Source organism: Parasphingorhabdus pacifica (genome assembly GCF_054779195.1).
Genome location: NZ_BAAGYS010000014.1, coordinates 226,223 through 245,548, shown reverse-complemented (window position 1 = coordinate 245,548; position 19,326 = coordinate 226,223). Strand labels below are relative to the sequence as shown.

The 19,326-nt window shown below is 68.4% G+C and carries 18 protein-coding genes and 1 riboswitch; of the genes, 13 read left to right on the top strand and 5 right to left on the bottom strand.

Features of this window, described 5'->3' with window-relative positions:
* Positions 1–10 precede the first annotated feature (10 nt).
* The 3 genes from rpmA (at position 11) to proB (ending at position 3,177) form a co-directional block, all read left to right on the top strand.
* Positions 11–268, top strand: a complete 258-nt coding sequence (gene rpmA / locus ACYVAN_RS21330) for a 50S ribosomal protein L27 (protein ID WP_460962356.1) — start codon at positions 11–13, stop codon at positions 266–268.
* Between the two features lie 156 nt (positions 269–424).
* Positions 425–2,035, top strand: a complete 1,611-nt coding sequence (obgE, locus tag ACYVAN_RS21325) for a GTPase ObgE (RefSeq protein WP_460962354.1) — start codon at positions 425–427, stop codon at positions 2,033–2,035.
* A complete protein-coding gene (gene proB, locus ACYVAN_RS21320; RefSeq protein WP_460962352.1) occupies positions 2,032–3,177 on the top strand; it encodes a glutamate 5-kinase in 1,146 nt (381 codons plus the stop codon). The genes obgE and proB overlap by 4 nt, the downstream gene beginning before the upstream one ends.
* A 72-nt stretch (positions 3,178–3,249) precedes the next feature.
* Here proB and ACYVAN_RS21315 read toward each other — a convergent pair whose 3' ends face one another.
* Together ACYVAN_RS21315 and ACYVAN_RS21310 are read right to left on the bottom strand one after the other, a co-directional pair.
* The gene (locus ACYVAN_RS21315; protein WP_460962350.1) at positions 3,250–4,530 is read right to left on the bottom strand and encodes an MFS transporter; all 1,281 of its coding nucleotides are present in this window, start codon (positions 4,528–4,530) and stop codon (positions 3,250–3,252) included.
* 134 nt (positions 4,531–4,664) lie between these two features.
* Positions 4,665–6,800, bottom strand: a complete 2,136-nt coding sequence (locus ACYVAN_RS21310) for a RecQ family ATP-dependent DNA helicase (protein ID WP_460962348.1) — start codon at positions 6,798–6,800, stop codon at positions 4,665–4,667.
* A gap of 146 nt (positions 6,801–6,946) precedes the next feature.
* On the opposite strand from ACYVAN_RS21310, the gene ACYVAN_RS21305 reads away from it, so the two are divergent.
* Positions 6,947–8,251 (top strand): glutamate-5-semialdehyde dehydrogenase, encoded by a 1,305-nt coding sequence (locus tag ACYVAN_RS21305; protein ID WP_460962346.1) that lies wholly within the window; start codon positions 6,947–6,949, stop codon positions 8,249–8,251.
* A 52-nt stretch (positions 8,252–8,303) separates the two neighbouring features.
* Here the strand turns inward: ACYVAN_RS21305 and ACYVAN_RS21300 are convergent, their stop codons facing one another.
* The gene (locus ACYVAN_RS21300; RefSeq protein ID WP_460962344.1) at positions 8,304–9,140 is read right to left on the bottom strand and encodes an SAM-dependent methyltransferase; all 837 of its coding nucleotides are present in this window, start codon (positions 9,138–9,140) and stop codon (positions 8,304–8,306) included.
* A 216-nt stretch (positions 9,141–9,356) separates the two neighbouring features.
* On the opposite strand from ACYVAN_RS21300, the gene ACYVAN_RS21295 reads away from it, so the two are divergent.
* The 3 genes from ACYVAN_RS21295 (at position 9,357) to ACYVAN_RS21285 (ending at position 10,656) form a co-directional block, all read left to right on the top strand.
* Positions 9,357–9,578: a ferredoxin gene (locus ACYVAN_RS21295; protein WP_460962341.1), complete on the top strand. Its 222-nt coding sequence runs from the start codon at positions 9,357–9,359 to the stop codon at positions 9,576–9,578.
* Positions 9,579–9,775: 197 nt separating this feature from the next.
* Positions 9,776–10,399 (top strand): nicotinate-nucleotide adenylyltransferase, encoded by a 624-nt coding sequence (gene nadD / locus ACYVAN_RS21290; RefSeq protein ID WP_460962339.1) that lies wholly within the window; start codon positions 9,776–9,778, stop codon positions 10,397–10,399.
* 92 nt (positions 10,400–10,491) lie between these two features.
* Positions 10,492–10,656, top strand: a complete 165-nt coding sequence (locus ACYVAN_RS21285; RefSeq protein WP_460962337.1) for a hypothetical protein — start codon at positions 10,492–10,494, stop codon at positions 10,654–10,656.
* A gap of 37 nt (positions 10,657–10,693) precedes the next feature.
* Here ACYVAN_RS21285 and ACYVAN_RS21280 read toward each other — a convergent pair whose 3' ends face one another.
* Positions 10,694–11,044, bottom strand: a complete 351-nt coding sequence (locus tag ACYVAN_RS21280; protein WP_460962335.1) for a hypothetical protein — start codon at positions 11,042–11,044, stop codon at positions 10,694–10,696.
* Positions 11,045–11,287: 243 nt separating this feature from the next.
* On the opposite strand from ACYVAN_RS21280, the gene rsfS reads away from it, so the two are divergent.
* From rsfS to ACYVAN_RS21255, 5 genes are all read left to right on the top strand, one after another.
* The gene (rsfS, locus tag ACYVAN_RS21275; protein WP_460962333.1) at positions 11,288–11,740 is read left to right on the top strand and encodes a ribosome silencing factor; all 453 of its coding nucleotides are present in this window, start codon (positions 11,288–11,290) and stop codon (positions 11,738–11,740) included.
* Complete coding sequence (locus tag ACYVAN_RS21270; RefSeq protein ID WP_460962331.1) at positions 11,737–12,351, top strand: histidine phosphatase family protein; 615 nt, start codon at positions 11,737–11,739, stop codon at positions 12,349–12,351. The genes rsfS and ACYVAN_RS21270 overlap by 4 nt, the downstream gene beginning before the upstream one ends.
* Before the next feature lie 50 nt (positions 12,352–12,401).
* A complete protein-coding gene (locus ACYVAN_RS21265) occupies positions 12,402–13,265 on the top strand; it encodes a DegV family protein (RefSeq protein ID WP_460962329.1) in 864 nt (287 codons plus the stop codon).
* 197 nt (positions 13,266–13,462) lie between these two features.
* The gene (locus ACYVAN_RS21260; RefSeq protein WP_460962327.1) at positions 13,463–14,371 is read left to right on the top strand and encodes a helix-hairpin-helix domain-containing protein; all 909 of its coding nucleotides are present in this window, start codon (positions 13,463–13,465) and stop codon (positions 14,369–14,371) included.
* A complete protein-coding gene (locus ACYVAN_RS21255) occupies positions 14,368–16,731 on the top strand; it encodes a ComEC/Rec2 family competence protein (RefSeq protein ID WP_460962325.1) in 2,364 nt (787 codons plus the stop codon). The genes ACYVAN_RS21260 and ACYVAN_RS21255 overlap by 4 nt, the downstream gene beginning before the upstream one ends.
* An 84-nt stretch (positions 16,732–16,815) precedes the next feature.
* Here the strand turns inward: ACYVAN_RS21255 and thrC are convergent, their stop codons facing one another.
* Entirely contained in the window at positions 16,816–18,078 is a 1,263-nt protein-coding gene (gene thrC / locus ACYVAN_RS21250; RefSeq protein ID WP_460962323.1) for a threonine synthase, read from the bottom strand.
* A 13-nt stretch (positions 18,079–18,091) separates the two neighbouring features.
* Positions 18,092–18,224, bottom strand: a riboswitch (SAM riboswitch).
* Between the two features lie 108 nt (positions 18,225–18,332).
* On the opposite strand from thrC, the gene holA reads away from it, so the two are divergent.
* Positions 18,333–19,319 carry a DNA polymerase III subunit delta gene (gene holA / locus ACYVAN_RS21245; RefSeq protein ID WP_460962321.1) on the top strand — a complete coding sequence of 329 codons (987 nt, stop codon included), beginning with the start codon at positions 18,333–18,335 and terminating at the stop codon, positions 19,317–19,319.
* Positions 19,320–19,326 lie beyond the last annotated feature (7 nt).

The window sequence follows — 19,326 nt, the reverse complement described above, 5'->3', positions numbered from 1 at the left end:
CTGAGTAGGCATGTCTACTAAGAAGGGTGCTTCCAACTCCCGGAACGGCCGCGATTCAAACCCCAAGTACCTCGGGGTTAAGCGCTACGGCGGCCAGGTCGTCAGTGCCGGTGAAATCCTGATCCGGCAGCGTGGCACGAGCTTCCACCCCGGCTTCAACGTTGGGCGTGGCGGTGACGACACCCTCTTCGCGCTTGCTTCGGGCTCGGTCGAGTTCGGGCGGAAGCGTGGACGCAAGACCGTCAACATCGTGCCGGCCGAGGCCTGACCCGGCTCTCGGCAGTACAGCTTTCCCTGCGAGGGGTGGGTCCGGTCGTACCGGCCCACCCCTCGTTTTTGTTTGTTCCGGACGCGTCGATCATCGCTGTGGTGCTCGTCGCAGCCGGACTTCTCACGAGCGTTCCCGAGCCGCGCTCGTACGCTCGTGAGACGAACCCACAAGCACCGGAGTGCCGCCTCCGCCGGGGCACCTCCGGCCGGTGCGGTTCGCCAGTTCCCAACCAGCTTCTTCCTGGAGGCACAAGTGTCGCGGTTCGTTGACCGTGTGACCATCCACATCTCCGCGGGTGATGGGGGCAATGGTTGCGCCTCGGTGCACCGGGAGAAGTTCAAGCCGCTCGGCGGTCCGGACGGGGGTAACGGTGGTCGCGGTGGCGATGTCCGGCTGGTCGTCGACCCCGGCGTGCACACGCTGCTGGACTTCCATTACCGCCCGCGGGCCACTGCCTCCAACGGCAAGCAGGGGCGCGGCAGCATGCGCAACGGTGCCCTGGGTGAGGACCTCGTCCTCCCGGTCCCCGACGGCACCGTGGTTCGGACGCAGGACGGCGAGGTGCTGGCAGACCTGACCGGAGCGGGGACCACGTTCGTCGCCGCCGAAGGGGGCCGTGGCGGACTGGGCAACGCCGCGCTGTCGTCCAAGGCGCGAAAAGCTCCCGGGTTCGCGCTGCTGGGTGAGCCCGGCGAGGAGGCCGAACTCGTCCTCGAGCTGAAGTCGGTCGCCGACGTGGGATTGCTCGGGTTCCCCTCGGCGGGCAAGTCGTCGTTGATCTCGGTGCTCTCGGCGGCCAAACCGAAGATCGCGGACTACCCGTTCACCACGCTCGTGCCGAACCTCGGTGTGGTCACGGCGGGTGAGACGGTGTTCACCGTCGCCGATGTGCCGGGTCTCATCCCGGGAGCGAGCGAGGGTCGTGGACTCGGGCTCGACTTCCTGCGGCACATCGAACGCTGCGCCGTGCTGGTCCACGTCGTGGACTGCGCCAACCTGGAGTCGAGCCGGGACCCGCTCTCCGACGTGGACGCCCTGGAAGCCGAGCTGGCGCAGTACACGGCGGCGCTGCACGCGGAGGACGGCAGCGATCTCGCGGACCGGCCACGGCTGGTCGTGCTGAACAAGATGGACGTTCCCGAGGCCAGGGAACTGGCCGAAATGGTGCGGCCTGATGTGGAGGCGCGTGGATGGCCCGTGTTCGAGATCTCCACGGCCACCCATGAAGGGCTTCGCGAGCTCGGTTTCGCGCTCGCCGAGACGGTCGAGAACCACCGGGCGGAGTTGCCGGAACCGGAAGCGGCCCGCGTGGTCGTGCGGCCCGGGGCCGTCGGCGGGCGCGCCGAGTTCACCATCGAGGAGGACCCGGAAGGTGGCTTCATCGTTCGGGGCGACAAGCCGGAGCGCTGGGTGCGCCAGACCCAGTTCGACAACGACGAGGCCGTCGGATACCTCGGGGACCGGCTCGCACGCTTGGGCGTGGAGGAGGCGCTCGCGAAGAAGGGTGCCGAGCCGGGGAGCCAGGTCACCATTGGCCAGGTCACCTTCGACTGGGAGCCGTCGACGCCTGCGGGCATGGCGACGTTGTTGACCGGCCGCGGGAGCGATGTGCGACTCGAATCGGACGACCGCGTGCCCGCGACGGTGCGCAAGGCTTCGAAGAAATCTCGGCGGACCTCGCTGGACACCGAAGGACACCTGATCTCGGGTGGCGAACCGAGTGGCGGCGACCGCGACGAGGAGGACGAGGAGGGCGGGCGGTGAGCGAACCCGCCACGAGGTCTTCGACGAGGCAGACGATCGCGGACGCTCGACGGATCGTCGTCAAGATCGGATCGTCCTCGCTGACAACCCGGAACGGGCTCGATCAGGGTCAGCTGGAACACCTGGTGGACACGGTTGTCCGGCGATTTCGCGCAGGCACCCAGGTCGTGCTGGTGTCGTCGGGGGCCATCGCGGCGGGTATCGCCCCGCTGCGGCTCGGCAGGCGGCCGCGGGACCTCGCCACCAAGCAGGCGGCGGCCAGCGTGGGGCAGCAGACGTTGGCGGCGGCTTATGCCGCTTCGTTCGCCAGGTACGACCTGACGGTCGGCCAGGTTCTGCTCACCGCCGACGACGTCGTGCGGCGGGCCCACTACCGAAACGCGCAGCGCACGCTGAATCGGCTGCTGGCGCTGGGTGTGGTTCCGGTGGTCAACGAGAACGACACCGTGGCCACGCACGAGATTCGGTTCGGCGACAACGACCGGCTCGCCGCGCTGGTGGCCCATTTGGTGGGGGCCGATGCGCTGTTCCTCCTGTCCGATGTGGATGCGCTCTACGACGGGGATCCCCGGCTGGGAGGCGCTCAGGTGGTCCGCGAGGTGAACGGGGTGGCGGACATGGCCGGTGTCAACGCAGGCACCACCGGAGCCTCGGGTGTGGGTACCGGCGGTATGGCTTCGAAGGTCGAGGCCGCGCGGGTGGCGTGTTCTTCGGGCATCCCGGTGCTGTTGACTTCGGCTGCGCAGGCCGCCGATGCGCTGGGTGCGGCCGAGGTGGGCACGGCGTTCGCCTCCACGGGCACGCGGCTTTCGGCCCGGCGGTTCTGGCTCGCGCACGCGGCGGGAGCGAACGGCCGTCTGCACTTGGACGAGGGTGCGGTTGCCGCGGTCGTCGAGCGGCGCCGCTCGTTGCTGGCTGCGGGGATCACCGGTGTGGAGGGTGAGTTCGACGGCGGTGATGTCGTCGATCTCGTCGATCCTTCCGAGGCAGTGGTGGCGAGGGGGACAGTTTCCTACGATGCGACGGAACTCCCCAAGATCATCGGGCGTTCGAGTCACGAGCTGCCACCGGAGCAGCGTCGCGAGGTCGTCCACGCCGACGACCTGGTGCCGTCCCGCCGCCCCCGAAAGCCCTCCGCTTGACCGAGGAGGCGTGCCGGGTTCGCTCTCGAACGTGGTGCGGTAGCGGAGGCTCAGCCGTCGTCTAGGCCGTGCTCAGCGGAGTTCCGAGGCGCGGGTTTCCGGCAGGGTGAGGATCACCAGGAACGCGATCGCTGCGCCCGCCGCGATGTACCAGAAGAACATCGTCGAAAGGCCGAACTCCGCGAAAGCCTGGATGACCAGTGGGGCGGTGCCGCCGAACACCGCGACGGTCAGGTTGTACCAGGCGCCGATCCCCAGTCCACGAAGTTCGGTGGGGAAGAGCTCGGACATGATGGCCGGTGCGATCGAGGTCATCGCCGTGTACATCCCGATACCCACACCGAACACCACCAGCAACCCGACGAAACTCGGACCGACCAGTGTGGACAGTGGTACGACGAGGACGGCGGTGGCCGCCGACCATGCCAGCAGTTGTGGGCGGCGGCCGATCCGGTCGGACAGCGCGCCCATCGGGTACTGCAGCGCGATGAACAGCACCGTGGCGATCGACAGCGCGAGGAACACGTCGGTGGCGTCGGCGCCACGAGACTCGACGGCGAACGGGGTGAGGGCACTGAAGAACGTGTAGTAGCACAGGGTCGAGAGCATGCTGAAGCCCACGAGTTGGCCGACCGCACCAGGATGCCGGGACAATGTGGTCCATAGTGGACTCTTCAGGGCTCGTGCCTTCTCGCGGTTCTCCTCGAACTGCTCGGTCTCATGTAGAGCCCGGCGCAACCAGATGCCGATGAGTCCGAGCGCGCCGCCGACGATGAACGGGATGCGCCACCCGTATTCGGCGAGCTGGTGTTCGGTGAGCAAACCGGTCAGGGCGTAACCGAGCAGCGAAGCGATCAGTAGCGCCGTTCCGGTGGAGATGTAGAAGAACGACGAGTACCTGCCTCGTCGTTCGGGTGGTGCGATCTCGGCGAGGTAGGCCGACGCGTTGGATACCTCGCCGCCGAGCGACAGTCCCTGCGCGATCCTGGCGAGCACCAGCAAGGCCGGTGCTGCCCAGCCGATCGTCTCGAATCTGGGCAGCAGGCCGATGATCAGCGATCCACCCGCCATCAGGGTGATTGTCATCAACATCGCCGTCTTGCGGCCCTTGAGGTCCGCGAAGCGGCCGAGCAGCCAGCCGCCGAGCGGGCGGAAGAAGAAGGCCAGCGCGAAGGTGGCGAGCGTGTTGATCAGTGCCAGTTCACCGGGGAAGAAGGCGCTGGCGAAATAGACGCTGAACGCCGCGTAGATCGTCCAGTCGTACCATTCGATGGCGTTGCCGATGCTCGCTGCGACGAGCTTGCGTACCGGTAGCCGGTGTCGTTCGGGGGTTGTGGTCGCGGGCGTCGTCATCGGCGCGTCGCCTCCTGGAATCGAACAGGTGTCGACACAGTACGGACAAGTCGACCACGAGCGGAAGAGCCGATCGCGGAACGCGTCGTGTGTCCGGTGGTACGGGAGTCACCACGACGCGAAGCCGGGTCGGATCAGTTGGTGGTCGCGAGAGTGAAAGGCAGCACTGCCGGAGCGCCTGCTTGGCGGAGGAGACGGCTGACGACGGTGACGGTCCAGCCGCTGTCGGCGTAGTCGTCCATCAGCAGCACCGGCCCATCCAAATCGGACAAAGCGGCGGCGAGATCGTCGGGAACCTTGAACTGCTGCCACAACGAAGCGACCCGCTGGGCGCTGTTCGTCGCACGCTTCGGCGCCGTGTTCGGATTCGTGGTGACCTCGCCGAGCAGCGGAAGCCGCCCGATCGATGCGATCTGGGACGCCAGGTTCCGAACCAGTCGCGGCCGGGTCCGCGACTCGAGCGCCACGACCCCGGCGGGGCGCTGCTCCCAGTCCCAGGCGGCCAGCACCTGCACGCAGGCCTTGAACAGGTCCTCCGGCAGATCCTGATCCGGCGAAGACGTCCCGAGCAGATCACGCAGCCGATTGCCCCAGCCGATGTCCGTCAACCGGCCGACGGCACGGCCCTGCGAAGCCTGTTCGCCCGCGGCGAGCCTGCCCGAGACCGGCACGTCCAGCGCGTCCAAACCGCTCGGCCACATCTTGCGCGGGGTCAGTTCGACGCCCGGGCGCCGCAGCCGTTCCTCGGCGTGCTGCACGGCCTGGTCTTCGACCTCGGCGGAGTAAGAGTCGCCCGTGCAGTTGTCGCACCGCCCGCAGGCCTCGGCGTGCGGATCGTCGAGTTGGCGCCGCAAGAAGTCCATGCGGCACTCGGAGGTGGCCAGGTAATCCAGCATCGCCCGCTGTTCGGCTTTGCGCTCGGCCGCGATCCGTCCGTAGCGCTCGGCGTCGTAGCTCCACGACTCGCCGGTGGACTCCCAGCCGCCCTTGACCCGCCGCACGGCCCCGTCGACGTCGAGCACCTTGAGCACCATCTCCAGCCGCGAACGCCCCAGCTCTACCCGCGGCTCCAGTGCCGCGGTCGACATCGGGCCACCGGCCTGCGCCAGCGCGTCCAGCACCGCCCGCACCGTGGGTTCCGGGGGAAACGCGAGCGACGCGAAATAGCTCCAGATGTCCTGGTCTTCGCGGCCCGGCAGCAGCAGGACTTCGGCGCGCTGCACACCGCGCCCGGCACGGCCGATCTGTTGGTAGTAGGCGATCGGCGAGGAGGGCGCGCCCAGGTGCACCACGAAGCCCAGATCGGGTTTGTCGAAGCCCATGCCCAGTGCCGACGTCGCCACCAGCGCCTTCACCCGGTTGGCGAGCAGATCCTCCTCCGCCCGCTGGCGTTCGGCCGGTTCCGTGCGGCCGGAATAGGCTGCGACCTCGTAGCCCTGGTCCCGCAGGTAACCGGCGACCTCGTCGGTGGCCGCGACGGTCAGCGTGTAGATGATCCCGGACCCCGGCAGTTCCCGGAGCCTGCTGGCCAGCCAGCCGAGCCGCGCCTGCGCCGTTGGCAGCGAAACGACGCCCAGACGCAGGCTCTCGCGGTCCAGCGTCCCCCGGAGGACCAGCGTCTCCTGCTGGTCGGCCGTCGGCACCGCGCATTCGCCGCCCACACCGAGCTGCTCCGAGACGTCCTGCACCACCCGGTCGTTGGCGGTGGCCGTGGTCGCCAGCACCGGCACACCCGGCGGCAGTTCGGTCAGCAAGGTCCGCAGCCGTCGGTAGTCCGGCCGGAAATCGTGGCCCCAGTCGGAGATGCAGTGCGCCTCGTCGACCACCAGCAGGCCCGCGTTCTGGGTCAGTTCCGGCAGCACGTTGTCCCGGAAGTCCGGGTTGTTCAGCCGCTCCGGACTGACCAGCAGGACGTCGACTTCGCCGATGACGACCTGCTCCTCGATCGCCGCCCAGTCCTCGGGGTTCGCGGAATTGATCGTGGCCGCGTGCACCCCGGCGGCAGCCGCCGCCTCGACCTGGTTGCGCATCAGCGCCAGCAACGGTGAGACGATCACCGTCGGTCCTTCGCCGAGCTCCCGCAGCAACGCGGTGGCGATGAAGTAGACCGCGGACTTGCCCCAGCCGGTCCGCTGCACCACGAGGGCGCGCCGGCGTTCCAGCACCAGCGCCCTGATCGCGTGCCACTGGTCCTCGCGGAGTTCGGCTTCCGGTCCTGCCAGTTCGCGGAGTCGTTCTTCGGCGAGTTCGCGCAGCGCGTGTTCGTCCACGTCCCGATTCCTACCGGACCGCTCCGGAACCGCCGACACCACCCGCCACCGGCGCGTCGGACCCTCGAAGAAAGCACGAGGCCACGGGCGGGCCATACCGCGATACGGCGTGCCGCGGGCTTGGCGCGAAGGATTAATCTGGGGTGGTGACGAGCACTGAGGTCCTCACCGAGAACGAGTCGAAGACGCACGGCGACGAACTCCGCGAGCAGGTGCGCGCGGCCGCACGTCGGGCCAACCAGGCGGCAGCGGAAATGGCGCTCGCGAGCAGGGGAGTCAAGGACGATCTCCTTCACGCGATGGCCGATGCGCTGGTCGAGCGCGCTCCGGAGATCCTGGACGCCAACGGACGCGACGTCGAGGTCGGTCGTGATTCGGGCATGCCGGAAGGACTGATCGACCGGCTGAGCCTGACCGAGGAACGGATCAGCGGGATGGCCGACGGCCTGCGGACCGTGGCCGGACTACCCGACCCGGTCGGTGAGGTCGTTCGCGGCAACGTACTGCCGAACGGCGTGCAGCTCCAGCAGGTTCGGGTGCCGCTGGGCGTGGTCGGAATCGTGTACGAGGGACGGCCGAACGTCACGGTCGACGCCGCTGGACTCGCCCTCAAGTCCGGCAACACCGTGCTGCTGCGTGGCTCGTCCTCGGCCGAGAACTCGAATGCCGCGCTGGTGAACATCCTGTGCGAGGTGCTCGCGGAGCGCGGTCTGCCGACCGGTGCCGTGCAACTGCTGCCGTGCCACGACCGCGCTTCGGTCCAACACCTGATCACCGCGCGCGGCCTCGTCGACGTCGTCATCCCGCGCGGCGGTGCCGGACTGATCTCGGCGGTTGTGGAGCAGGCCACCGTGCCCGCGATCGAGACCGGGGTGGGAAACTGCCACGTCTACGTGGACGCCTCGGCGGACGTCGACACGGCGCTGCGCATCCTGCTCAACTCCAAGGCCCGTCGGCCGAGCGTCTGCAACTCCGCCGAGACCGTGCTGGTGCACGCCGACATCGCCGAGGAATTCGTGCCCAAGGCTCTGGACGAGCTGAGCGCGGCGGGCGTGACCGTGCACGGTGACGCGCGGGTGCGGACCCACGGTGGTGCGAGTGTTGTCGAGGCGACCGACGAGGACTGGGACACCGAGTACCTGTCGCTCGACATCGCGGCCGCGGTCGTGGACTCGCTGCCCGAGGCCGTCGACCACATCCGCACCCACGGGTCCGGGCACACCGAGGCGATCGTGACGTCCGATGTCCGGTCCGCGCGCGCGTTCAGCGCCCGTGTCGACGCGGCGGCGGTCATGGTCAACGCATCCACCGCTTTCACGGATGGTGGCGAGTTCGGCATGGGGGCGGAGATCGGCATTTCCACCCAGAAGCTGCACGCCCGTGGGCCGATGGGACTGCCCGAACTGACCTCCACGAAGTGGCTGGCCCACGGCGACGGCCACGTGCGCTGACGGCCCCTGGAGAGACCGGCCCGGCCGGGAGCTGCCGCTCACGGCCGGCCGGTCAAGGTTTGCGGGCGACTCCACCCAGCAACAGGCGATCCTCGTCGTTGGGCGGCGCGAGCAGGGGACCGTCGGGCCACCAGTTGAACAGCTCCGTCAGCCCCGGCTCGACCATCTCCAAGCCCGAGAAGAACGATTCGATCTGCGCGCGGTCGCGGTAGTAGCAGGTCCCCATGAGCCTCTGGAACCGCTCTTGGGAATCCTCGGCCATTCGAGCCAGCCCGCTGCCATCCCCCGGGTGGAACAGGTGGCACAGCGCCACGAAGGAACCGGAGGGGAGCGCGTCGACGTAGTACCGCATGATTTCGGTCGGGTCGGCCTCGTCGGCAACGTGGTGCAACGTGTTGCAGTGGATCAGGCCGATCGGCTGGTCGAAGTCGATGTGCTTGGTGACGACCGGGTCTTCGAGCAGCGCGCGGGGTTCGGTCAGGTCCGCCGCGGCGAAGTGGGTCCGGTCGTTCTCCTCGAGCAGGGCACGCCCGTGCGCGGCGACCATCGGATCGTTGTCGATGTAGACGGTGCGGGCTTCGGGATTGAGGCGTTGGGCGGCCTGGTGGGTGTTCTCGGCCGTGGGCAAGCCGGATCCGCAGTCCAGGAACTGGGTGATGCCCGCGTGCCCGGTCATGAAGCGGACCGTGCGGATCAGCCATTGGCGGCACAACCGCCCGGTTTGCACGGCCTCCGGAGCGATCCGCTGGACCTCGCGCAGGACTGCTCTGTCGACCTCGTAGTTGTCCTTGCCGCCGATGAACGCGTCGTATACCCGCGCGATGCTGGGGTTGGTGGTGTCGATCTCGGCTGCGATCTTGTCGGCCACGGAACGGTCGGCGGAGGACATCTCATCCCACTTCGCTCGTGCGGGTTACTGGGCTCCTCGGAGCCTATTCGGTCCGAATTCTCCCGTGGGAGCTGGCTCGCGAATTGTGATCCCGGGGTTTCGGGGACGGGCGGCGATGAGCGATCGATACGTTCGCGAACGGGTGAGAGCCGACGTTCGCCGTTCACGCCCGGCGGCGGTCTGGTGCATGCTCACGCCGGATGTCGGGAGGTGACCATGAGTTGGTCGATCGAGGTGGACGGGGGCCTCTGTGTGGGGTCCGGCATGTGTGTGGCGACCGCTCCCGAGCATTTCGAGCTGGAGACCGGCGTCTCCTGCCCGGTGCGGGAGCGGGTCGAACCCGCCGAGGAAGTCGTGGAGGCTGCCGAGATGTGTCCGGTGGAGGCGATCACGATCCGCGACACCGAGACGGGGAAGGTCATGTCGCCGATGGAGTGACCCCGAACACGTATCCCGTTGGCCGCGTCATGACAGATGCGGGCGGCACTCCCACCAGTGCGCGCCTGCGAAACGGCAGCGCCCGCTACCGGTAGGTGGACCCCCAGCTGCCACCGGTTGCGCAGGGCTGTGGGCTCGGCCACCGGGGGAGCGGTGGCCGGGCCCACGGTCAACTCCAAACCATTAGGGTCGGTTCCATGTCTCATCGGCGCCGGATCGGCGTAATGGGTGGCACGTTCGATCCCATCCATCACGGGCACCTCGTCGCCGCCAGCGAGGTGCAGGCCCAGTTCGGACTCGAGCAGGTCGTCTTCGTGCCGACCGGGCAGCCTTGGCAGAAGGGCCATGAAGAGGTGAGTCCGGCCGAAGACCGCTATCTCATGACGGTCGTCGCCACGGCGTCGAACCCGCGCTTCCTGGTCAGCCGGGTCGATGTCGATCGAAGCGGACCCACCTACACCCTCGACACGCTCAAGGATCTGCGCGGGCTCTTCCCGGACGCCGAGCTGTACTTCATCACCGGCGCGGACGCGATGGAACAGATCCTGTCGTGGCACCGGGTGGAGGAGCTCTTCGACCTGGCGCACTTCATCGGTGTCACCCGGCCCGGCTACTCGCTGGACGGTGAACATCTTCCCAAGGGCGTCGCGTCGCTGGTCGAGATCCCGGCGATGGCGATCTCCTCGACGGGATGCCGCGAGCGGGTGCGCGCGGGCCTGCCCGTCTGGTACCTGGTGCCGGACGGAATCGTGCAGTACATCGCCAAGCGGGGCCTGTACCGGCCGGAGCCCGGCTCACCAGCACCGGAGTGGGGACCGTGAGCATCCGGTAAAAATCCGGTGCATCTCGGATCAGCCGGGTTATCAGCTGGGCGGACCTGGCCCGAGCGACGAATCGACGGCGTTCCTTCGCCGTGCACACGCCTGGTGCGCCGCACAACGGCGTCACCGTCGAGCGCGTTCTCACCGACAACGCCTGGTCCTGCACCAGCGATCTACCACTGCCGGTGGTCGAGCCGGTGCACGTCCGGGCGGTGGAGTTCGGCTGTTTCCCGTTCGAGGCGCGGCGCGATCGCTGAAAGGGCCCGGCGCACGGCCGGGCCCCGCTCGGCAGCGTCACTGGAAGTTCTTCAGGACCTCCCCGGCCCGTTGGACTCCGGCCTGCATATCGTCGAAATCCATCGCCGGCGCGAATTCGACCTGGGCTCCGAGGGTCTCGAAGAACGGTTCGACGATCGACGGAAGATAAGAAGCGTCCTGCATGTCGAACACGAAGTACGCGGTGCGCTTTCCGTTCGACGGGCTGAAGAACGCCGCCTCCGGCTGCAGCTCATCCCTGGCCCACAGCATGACCTTTGGCAACGTGCCGTCGCGAAACGCCTGGTTGCCCTTCTCCGTGTCGATCGAGACTTTCAAAAGCATTCTCATGCCTGGCCCCCGTCGCTGCACCGGTCCGGTGCGCGGCACACCGGTTCCGCACCGGGCAGCACTGCCTCCACGGTGCCGAGCGGCGCGCGTCCCGGCCAGTCGATCAGGGCACCTCGTGAACGGTCGAGGTCAGGCCATCACCAACGGTTACGCGGATGCTCGCTCGATATACTCGCGGTTACCGATCTCACGGCGACCCCGGCGGGATGCCGCCAGGTCACAACCGGCTGGATATCCTTTGTCCGGTGTGGTGCACAGACCGTGCCCACCGAGAGGAGTGACGTGGCAGCCAGTGAAGATGCCCGCAGGATCGCCCTTGTAGCGGCGCAGGCGGCGGCGGACAAGAAGGCCCATGACCTGGTTCTGCTCGACGTATCCGAGCAGCTGATCATCACCGACTGCTTCGTGATCGCATCCGCGCCCAACGAGCGGCAGGTCGACGCGATCGTCGAGTCGGTCGAGGAGAAGATGCGCGCCGCGGGGCACAAGCCGGTGCGGCGCGAAGGAGAACGCGAAGGCCGCTGGATCCTGCTGGACTTCGTCGACGTGGTCGTGCACATCCAGCACGTGGATGAGCGTGCCTTCTACGAGCTGGAACGGCTTTGGAAGGACTGCCCCCGGATCGACTTCGAAGATCGCAACGCCGGCCCTGACAGCGCAGGCGGTTCGGGAAGCGCAGGCGGTTCGGAAAACGAGGGCGGTTCGGACGCCGAACAGGAGAGCGGCCCGCAGTGACGTTACAGCGGCTGGTGCTCTGGCGGCACGGCGAGACCGACTACAACGCCGCCGGACGGATCCAGGGACACCTCGACACCTCACTGACCGAGACCGGACGGGAGCAGGCTCGGGGAGCCGCTCCGGCCGTGGCCGGTTTCCAGCCGGCGGTCGCGCTCACCTCGGACCTGCGTCGAGCCGCGTCGACCGCCGCGATGTTCACTGAAGTCAGTGGCATGCAGGCCCGGCCGGACAAACGCCTGCGGGAAACCCACCTGGGTGAATGGCAGGGTCTGAGCGGGGCAGAGGTGGAACACGGTTGGCCGGGTGCGATGGGAACCTGGCGGGCGACGCCCACCTGGGCGCCGCCCGGCGGCGAATCCAGGGTGGATGTGGCCGCTCGGGCCGTCGAAGTCGTCGAGGAACTCGATCTCGCCGAGAACGGCACCGCGCTGCTCTGCGCGCACGGCGGACTGATCACGGCGTTGACGGCGCGGCTGCTGGACTGGCCGGTGGACATGTGGCCGAGTCTGGGTGGTGTCGCGAACTGCCATTGGGTCGTGCTCTCCCGGCGGAGTGGGCAGGATGCCCGCTGGCGCCTGATCACCTACAACGGCGGCACGCCGCTCTGAGCGCCCAGCTGCCCACCGTTCCCCAACCCGTCCACGAGAATTGATTCGCGTTGTCCATTGCCGTCGTCACCGATTCGACCGCCTATCTGCCGGACGGTTTGGCAGACCGGCATGCCATCCGGTCCGTGCCGTTGCACGTGAGCGTCGACGGTGTGGGCACCTTCGCGGAGCCCGGATTCGGTTCGGACGAGCTCGCGACGGCGTTCGAGCGCAAGCAGCGGGTCACGACGTCCGGTGCGAGCGCCGCGGACCTGGCGCGCGTCTACCGGGAAGTGCTGGACGAGGGCGCTGACGGGGTCGTATCGCTCCACCTGTCCAGGCGGTTGTCGAGCACGTGGGATGCGGCCCGACTGGCTGCGAACGAGGTCGACCCGGAGCGGATTCGCGTCATCGATTCTCGTTCGGCGGCGATGGGGCTGGGGTTCGCCGCGCTCGCCGCGTCCGTGAGCGCTGCGGAAGGAGCCGAACTCGCGGGGGTGGAGCGCCGTGCGACCGCGGCGGCTGAGGAGACCACCACGTTGTTCTCGGTGCAGACGCTGGAGTACCTGCGCCGCGGTGGTCGCATCGGTACGGCTGCCGCTCTGCTGGGGACCGCTCTGGCCATCAAACCGTTGTTGCACGTGCACCAGGGCCGGATCGATGTGCTGGACAAGGTGCGCACCACGGCGCGGGCGATGACGCGATTGGTGGACCTGGCAGGCGAAGCCGCCGGTAGATCGTCGGTGTCCATCGCGGTTCACCACCTGGCGGCACCGGAGCGCGCGGAAGCCATCGCGGATCGGGTCCGGTCGACGGTCGTGGAGTGTGAGGACTGCGTGGTGTCCGAGGTGGGGCCGGTGATCGGCGCGCACATCGGGCCGGGAGCGGTCGGCGTGGTGCTGCTGCCGGGCGGCTGGCGCTCACCGGCGAAGTAGTACCGCGGGCTGGCCTACCTGCGGACGCATTGCGCTCTGCGGTTTTTCTTGCAAGCTCGGAAATTCCTCCTATCGTGGTGCATCCGCTCGTCCTGTTCGGGTGATGCGATGGCGAGTCATCCACAGTGGAGTCAGTTCTCCACGGTCTTGCTTTTGCTGATGTACAGGGGTTTTCGCCTCGCTCTAGCTTCGGATGCATGGTCGATCTCTCCGCTGCGCCGGCGAATGCCGCCCGCTCCACCGCGCCCATGACTGCCGCCGCCGCTTCCGGGACAGCCGGTTCCGGGACTGCCGCGTCCGGGACTGTCGACGAACGCGCGGATCCCACGCCCAGTTCGGCGGCGGCCGACCCGCGTGCACGCCTGCGGGCGTTGATGACGCACCGCGACGAAGAAGACGATGTCGAGGCCGCCACGCGGCCCACCCGGTCTCGGGAATGGATGTCCGAACTGGCGGCTCGGTGGCTGCCCGCACGGTGGCTGCCCGAATCACTGCGGCATGCCAGGTTCGATCCCGGCCGAGCCGGGCTGCTCGGGTTGTCCCTGCTCGCCGTGCTCGGCTTGCTCGTCGTTGCCGCCACCACGTGGGTCGAGCAGCCGGAAGCCGAGTCAGCGCCGCCGCCACCACCGTCGATCGTCGCCGCGCCGAGCACCAGCGCCCCGCCCGCGGAGATAGTCGTCAGCGTGGTCGGCCAGGTGGCCCGGCCAGGACTGATCAGCCTGGACGAAGGTGCCAGGGTGGCCGACGCGCTCGAATCCGTCGGCGGTGCGCTGCCGGGCACCGATGTCACCACGATCAATCTCGCCCGCGAACTCGTCGACGGCGAGCAGCTCCACGTCGCGGTTCCCGTGCCGCCCGGAGTCGAGGTTCCCGAAGACCCCGCTGCACCCGGCGAGTCCCCAGCAGGCTCCGGCAGGCGGATCGACCTGAACACGGCAACCGAGGAGGATCTTCATGAGCTGCCCGGAGTCGGCGAGGTCACCGCCGAACGGATCGTGAACTGGCGCACCGAGAACGGGTCGTTCACGTCGGTGGACGAACTACGTGAAGTCGCAGGCATCGGGGAGGTCCGGCTTTCCCGCCTGCGGGATCTGGTGCGGGTATGACCACCGTTCCCGGGCTGGCGGCCGTCGACCTCCGACTCGCTCCGGCGGCGCTGGTGGTCTGGGCGGTCACTCTCGTGGCCGTTCCGCTGGGTTGGGTTCCGCTGACGGTCCTGGCCGGCTCGTTGCTCGGAGCGGGCGTGCTGGTGCGGAGGGTGGGGAAGGCGCACCGCTGGATCAACGGAGTTCTGGCGGTGCTGGTCCTCGGGTGTACGGCGTCGGCGGGAATGGCGGCTCGGACCCACCAGGTCGAGCGACATCCGCTCCGGGAGATCGCGCGAAGCGGTGCGAAAGTCACTGTGCGAGTCGAACTGGACATGGCTCCGCGAGTGCTACGGGGCGAGTCCTACGGTGCACGCCGAGCCCAGGACCGGTCGCTGGTTCGGGCGCGGCTCCGGTCGTTGGAACGCGGTCACGAGCGGATCGTGACAGGCGGCTCCGTGCTGCTGCTCGTCCCCAGCGACTCCTGGCACGAGTTGATCGCAGGCCAGCAGGTCACGACCAGCGGCAAGGCGGTCCCGCCTCGCTCCGGTGAACTCACCGCCGCGGTACTGCAGGTGTTCCGGCCACCCACAGCGGTCGAGCCCGCTCCTGGCTGGCAGCGTGCGGCCGAGGAACTGCGGGAAGGACTGCGCCGAACGTCCGCTACGATGCTCGGCCCGGCCGCAGCGGGCCTCCTACCCGGACTCGTCGTCGGGGATACCGGTGCGCTTCCGCCGGAGGTGGTCGGGGAGTTCACCGACGCGGGACTCACCCATCTCACGGCCGTCTCGGGCGCGAACCTGGCAATCGTGTGCGGTGCGGTCCTGTTGCTCCTGCGCGGAGTCGGGGCCGGGCCGTGGCCCTCCGCGTTCGCGGCGAGCGCGGCACTGATCGGTTTCGTCGTGCTCGCCGGTCCTGAACCCAGCGTCCTGCGGGCAGCTGTGATGGGCATGATCACGCTACTGGCTCTGGTGTTGGGACGTGAGCGCTCGGCCATGCCCGCGCTGTGCGCCAGCGTGGTCGGATTGCTGCTCGTGCTGCCCGGTCTGGCGACTGACGTCGGGTTCGCGTTGTCGGTGTGCGCGACTTCCGGGCTGGTACTGCTGGCCCCGGTCTGGTCGGAGGCGCTGCGCACCCGCGGTCTCCCGACCGGGATCGCCGAAGCCGTGGCGGTTCCGGCGGCCGCCCAACTGGTGACAGCTCCACTCATCGCGGCCGTGGCCGGAGAGATCAGCCTGGTCTCGGTGCTCGCGAACCTGCTGGTAGGCCCGGTCATCGCTCCCGCGACCGTGCTGGGCGTGCTGGCCACGATCAGCGCCCCCGTCGTGCCGGCGGTAGCTCACGCGTGCGTGTGGCTGGCCGGGCCCGAGCTCGAATGGGTCCTGTTCGTGGCACGCCACTCGGCCGCTGTACCGGGAGCCACGGTCGATTGGCCCGCGGGAACGAACGGCGGGGCGCTGTTGGCGGTGCTGGCGTTGGTGCTGCTGATCGTGTTGCGTAGCCGACGCCTTCGCGGGGCGCTTGCCGTGCTGGTCGTGCTCACCGTCGTCGTCCTCGTGCCGGTTCGCCGGGTCGTACCCGGGTGGCCCGAGCAGGGCTGGAGCATGGTTGCCTGCGACGTCGGCCAAGGCGATGGGCTGGTGCTCGCGACCGGGAATCCGAAAGAAGCGGTGGTGGTGGACACCGGACCGGACCCGTCCCGGATGACGGATTGTCTGGCGCGACTGGGAATCAAGAGGGTTCCGCTGCTGGTGCTCTCGCATCTGCACGCCGACCACGTGAGCGGTCTTTCCGGCGTGTTGGCCGACCAGCACGTGATGATGATCGGTACCGGGAAGTTGCGCGAACCAGCTTGGGCCTGGACGGAGCTGCGTCAGACGGCTACCGCAGACGAGGTGCCGGTGGTCGAGCTCGAAGCCGGGCAACGGGTCGCATGGCCGAGCCTTGAGCTGGAAGTGCTGGGGCCGACAGGTGCGCTGGCCCGAACCAGCCAAGCCGACGATGCCAACGACGCGTCCCTCGTACTGAAGGCTTCGACCCCGGCGGGACGGATCCTGCTCACCGGCGACGTGGAACTCTCCGGGCAGTCACAGCTGTTGGCCGGCGGAACCGACCTGAGTGCCGAAGTGATCAAGGTTCCGCACCACGGCTCCCGCTACACGGCTCCCCGCTTCATCGACGCGACGCAGGCCGAACTGGCGCTGATCAGCGTGGGCGACGGCAATTCCTACGGCCATCCGAGCCCGCTCGTGCTCGGCGCGCTCGCCCGTGCGGGTGCGAACGTCGCGCGGACCGACCGGGGTGGCGATCTGGCGGTCCACCCCGGCCCGCACGGTGCGAGAGTGGAGAAGCGAGGTGATCCGATTCGGGCCGACGACTGAACTCCGGCCCGGCGGAGACGGACGCTCTGCGCCCTCGGCGGAATGCCCGGGCCACGTCAGCGCAGGCCCGGGCGAATCCACCGATCAGTACCCGAGGACCTCGTTCACTGCCGCGGTCGTGGGAGCGACGGTGGCCTTCGGGCCGACGTGCTCCTGCACGGCGTCGAGGGTCTTGAGGCCATCACCGGTGATCATCAGCACCGTCTCGGCGTCCGGGTCGAGCTTGCCCTGCTCGATGAGCTTCTTGGTCGTGGCCACGGTGACACCGCCGGCCGTCTCGGCGAAGATGCCCTCGGTGCGGGCGAGCAGCTGGATGCCCTCGATGACTTCCTGGTCGGTGACGTCCTCGATCGCACCGTTCGTGCGGCGCACGACGTCGAGAACGTACGGGCCGTCCGCGGGCGCACCGATGGCCAGCGAGCGGGCGATGGTGTCCGGACGCACCGGCTGGACCACGTCCTGCTCGTCCTTGTAGGCCGAAGCCACCGGCGAGCACCCGCTCGCCTGCGCACCGAACACCCGGTACGGGCTGTCCTCGACGAGGCCGCAGCGGGCGAGTTCCTTGAAGCCCTTGTCGACCTTGGTCAGCTGCGAGCCCGAAGCAATCGGAACCACGACCTGCTCGGGGATCCGCCACCCCAGCTGCTCGGCGACCTCGAAGGCCAGCGTCTTGGAGCCCTCGGAGTAGTACGGGCGAACGTTGACGTTCACGAACGCCCAGTCCTCGTGCTCGGAGGCGAGCTCGGTCGCCAGCCGGTTCACGTCGTCGTAGTTGCCGTCCACCGCCAGGAGCGAACCGTCGTAGACAGCGCTCATCTGAATCTTGGCGCGCTCCAGCGTGGCCGGGACCAGGACGACCGAGTCCCAACCGGCGCGAGCTGCGGCCGCGGCGACGGCATTCGCGAGGTTGCCCGTCGACGGGCAAGCGAGCGTGGTGAAACCGAATTCGCGGGCGGCCGCCAAGGCAACGGCGACCACGCGGTCCTTGAACGAGTGGGTGGGATTGCCGGTGTCGTCCTTGATCCAGATCTGCTTGACGCCGAGCGCCTTGGCGAGTCGATCGGCACGCACCAGCCTCGTACAGCCGGGTTCGGTGTTCTGGTGCTGCTCGACGGTGGTCGGCACGGGCAGCAGCTGCTTGTAGCGCCAGATCGAACGTGGGCCGGCCTCGATGTCCTCGCGGCGGACGCGACCGAAGTCGTATGCGACTTCCAGCGGCGAGAAATCTTCCAGCGAGACGAACTCGGGGGCCAACGGCTGGCGGTGGCCTTCTTCCTTGGACACCAGTTCGGTGGCAGGTCCGAGGTCGTAGGTCCGGGTAGTGGTGGGCTGGGCAGCAGCAGTCATCGCGAGGTCCTTTCCCTCATCTGTCCCGCGCACGGGTCGGAATTGGCACCTTTTTTCGGCGGCCTCGCGGGAAAGAATGGTGCGAATCGCCGATATCGGTTGCCGGGGCTTCTACGGGCCGTTCCCTCTGCCCCTCTGGATGAGCTATTCGGTTGTGGCGGCAACGCTACGGGACGGTGTCGCTTTCTGGCCAGCACGGTGTCCATACTCCGGGACCTAAGAGGGTTGCCCAGGTCACGTGGGAGCATGGGCCCATGAGTGCACCAGGGGTGCTGGCCGGTCCGCTTCATTTGATCCTCGGCGAAGAAGAATTGCTGGTGGATCGGGCAGTTCGCGAAGTGGTGAACGCCGCGCGGGCGGCGGATTCCGAGACCGAGCTGCGCCGAATGAAGGTGAGTGACCTCACCCCTCCGGGGTTGGACGAAATGCTCAGCCCTTCGCTGTTCGCCGAAGGGCGGGTCATCGTCCTGGAGGGGGCTCAGGAAGGCGGCAAAGAGATCGTCGAGGCCGTGCTCACCCACGCGCGCCAACCCGCCGACGGGGTGATTCTCGTTGTCGTCCACAGCGGTGGCGGCCGTGGGAAGAACGCCAAGGAATTGCCGAACGCCTTGCGCAAGATCGATGCGCGTGCGGTCGAATGCAACAAGATCACCAAACCCGCGGAGCGCGAGGCGTTCGTCCGCGAAGAGGTTCGCCGAGCCGGTGGCCGCATCGAGGCCTCCGGCGTCAGCGCGCTCATCGAGTCGGTCGGCCACGACCTTCGGGAGCTGTCCTCGGCGGCTTCGCAGCTCGTTGCCGACACCGGCGGCAAGATCGACGAGACGGCCGTTCGCCAATACCACCGGGGACGCGCGGAGGTCACCGGTTTCGTGGTGGCGGAGAAGGCAGTCACCGGTGATCGCGCAGGTGCCCTCGAAGCGCTGCGTTGGGCTCTGCAACTGGGCGTCCCGCACGTGCTGATCGCCGACGCGCTCGCGGATTCGGTGCGCACCATCGGCAGGGTCGCCGCGGCGGGTGGCAACGACCAGTACCGCCTGGCCAGCGAACTGGGCATGCCGCCGTGGAAAGTGAAGAAGGCGCTCGCGCAGGCCCGCGGGTGGAACGGCGCGGCGGTGGGCGAGGCATTGGCGGCGGTCGCCGAGGTCAACGCCGACGTAAAGGGCGTGGCTGCGGACGCCTCGTACGCGCTGGAGCGGACCGTGCTGCGATTGACCGACCTGCGCGTCGGGCGGAACAACTAGGGAATGC

Bases quoted from the DNA above. Each gene is read 5' to 3' on its own strand.
- rpmA (WP_460962356.1), top strand. From the start codon at position 11: ATGTCTACTAAGAAGGGTGCTTCCAACTCCCGGAACGGCCGCGATTCA.
- ACYVAN_RS21315 (WP_460962350.1), bottom strand. From the start codon at position 4,530: ATGACGACGCCCGCGACCACAACCCCCGAACGACACCGGCTACCGGTA.
- ACYVAN_RS21300 (WP_460962344.1), bottom strand. From the start codon at position 9,140: ATGTCCTCCGCCGACCGTTCCGTGGCCGACAAGATCGCAGCCGAGATC.
- ACYVAN_RS21295 (WP_460962341.1), top strand. From the start codon at position 9,357: ATGAGTTGGTCGATCGAGGTGGACGGGGGCCTCTGTGTGGGGTCCGGC.
- nadD (WP_460962339.1), top strand. From the start codon at position 9,776: ATGTCTCATCGGCGCCGGATCGGCGTAATGGGTGGCACGTTCGATCCC.
- ACYVAN_RS21260 (WP_460962327.1), top strand. From the start codon at position 13,463: ATGGTCGATCTCTCCGCTGCGCCGGCGAATGCCGCCCGCTCCACCGCG.
- ACYVAN_RS21255 (WP_460962325.1), top strand. From the start codon at position 14,368: ATGACCACCGTTCCCGGGCTGGCGGCCGTCGACCTCCGACTCGCTCCG.
- thrC (WP_460962323.1), bottom strand. From the start codon at position 18,078: ATGACTGCTGCTGCCCAGCCCACCACTACCCGGACCTACGACCTCGGA.
- holA (WP_460962321.1), top strand. From the start codon at position 18,333: ATGAGTGCACCAGGGGTGCTGGCCGGTCCGCTTCATTTGATCCTCGGC.